This is a genomic window from Actinomadura montaniterrae (genome assembly GCF_008923365.1).
GTDB lineage: Bacteria > Actinomycetota > Actinomycetes > Streptosporangiales > Streptosporangiaceae > Spirillospora > Spirillospora montaniterrae.
In genome coordinates this window covers 6933-8215 of sequence record NZ_WBMR01000320.1, presented here as the reverse complement: position 1 = coordinate 8215, position 1283 = coordinate 6933, and the positions used below count along the sequence as shown (strand labels likewise).

The 1283-nt window shown below is 80.3% G+C and carries 1 protein-coding gene; it reads left to right on the top strand.

The features are described from left to right. The coding region (locus tag F9B16_RS46985) for a pyridoxal phosphate-dependent aminotransferase (RefSeq protein ID WP_151546762.1) at positions 1 to 1139 on the top strand (1139 nt) is incomplete at its 5' end. Positions 1140 to 1283 lie beyond the last annotated feature (144 nt).

The window sequence follows — 1283 nt, the reverse complement described above, 5'->3', positions numbered from 1 at the left end:
CGCGCGGCGGCTACGGCCCGGTCGCCGGGTCGGCGGCCCTCCGCGCGGCGGCGGCCGGGTACTGGGCGCGGCGGGGGCTGCCCACCGACCCGTCCGGCGTGGTGGGCGGCCCCGGCAGCAAGCCGCTGCTGTTCGCGTTGCTGATGGCGATCGGCGGTGACGTGGTGCTGCCCACGCCGAGCTGGGTGAGCTACGCGGCGCAGGCGCCGCTGGCCGGGGTGCGGCCGATCCGGGTGGCGACCCCGCCGGGCGAGGGCGGGGTGCCGAGCCCCGCGCTGCTCGCCGACGCGGTGGTGCGCGCGCGGGCCGCCGGACGGACCGTCCGGGCCGTGGTCGTGACGCTGCCGGACAACCCGACCGGCACGCTCGCCTCCGAGCGGACCGTCCGGCGGCTCTGCGCGGCCGCGCGCGACCTCGACCTCGTGATCGTCTCCGACGAGATCTACCGCGACCTGGTGCACGACCGGGACCGCGCGGTGCCGAGCCCCGCCCGGTTCGCGCCGGAGCGGACCGTGGTGACGACCGCGCTGAGCAAGAGCCTGGCGGCCGGCGGCTGGCGGCTCGGGGTGGCGCGGCTGCCGGACGGCCCGTTCGGCGCCGCGCTGCGCTCCGCCGTGCTCGGGATCGCCAGCGAGGTCTGGTCCAGTGCGCCCGCGCCGGTGCAGCACGCCGCCGCGTTCGCGTTCGCCGAGCCGCCCGAGCTGGTCGAGCACGTCGACCGCAGCCGCCGGCTGCACGCGGCGGTCACCCGGGCGGTCGCGGCCCGGTTCGCCGCCGCGGGCGCGCGGGTGCCGGCCCCGCAGGGCGCCTTCTACGTCTACCCCGACCTCGGCCCGCTCCGGGACGCGCTGCGCTCCGGGCACGGGGTGCGGACGTCCGCCGACCTGTCCGGGCTGCTGCTGGAGCGCTACGGCGTGGGGGTGCTGCCCGGAAGCTCGTTCGGCGAGCCGGACGAGGCGCTGCGCCTGCGGGTCGCGCCGAGCCTGCTGTACGGGGAGACCGACGAGCAGCGGCTCGCCGCGCTCGCCTCCCCCGACCCGGCGTCGCTGCCCTGGATCGCCGCCGGCCTGGACCGCCTCTCCGAGGTGCTCGCCGATCTGCGGGAGAGCGCGCGGGCCGGGCAGGCCGCGCTCGCCTGACACGCTCCACATCCGCCTCGCGGGAAGGGCGCGGCCGCAAAGGAGAGGGCCGCGCGGGAACACGGCGCGGGAACGCGGCGGGGGGGGGGGGGGGGGGGGGCCGCGCGCCCCCGGCCGGGCGCCGGCATGGGGGGGGGGGGTGGG